Genomic DNA, 244 nt, shown 5'->3' with positions numbered 1-244 from the left:
CCAGATATTTTAATTTTAGATGAAGCTACTAGTAATTTAGATTCCACAACAGAAAAATTAATTACAGATATGCTAAAAGAATTAGGTTTACTAGGAATAACGGTAATTATGATTGCACATAGATTAAGTACGATTCAGCATGCAAATAAAATTTTTGTAATGAAAAATGGAAATATTATAGAACAAGGTTCTCATGAAGAATTATTATTTATGAAGGCTGAATATTATCGTCTTTGGAAGAATC

Annotated in this window: 1 pseudogene; it reads left to right on the top strand. The window is 26.6% G+C overall.

Going from position 1 to position 244, the window contains the following annotated elements:
* Window positions 1-244 (top strand): annotated as a pseudogene (locus SB658_RS26705) (peptidase domain-containing ABC transporter); the annotation flags it as partial.

Origin of the sequence: Bacillus sp. SIMBA_008 (assembly GCF_046535495.1) — a bacterium.
Taxonomy (GTDB): domain Bacteria; phylum Bacillota; class Bacilli; order Bacillales; family Bacillaceae; genus Bacillus; species Bacillus subtilis.
This window is presented reverse-complemented; position numbering and strand designations above follow the sequence as displayed.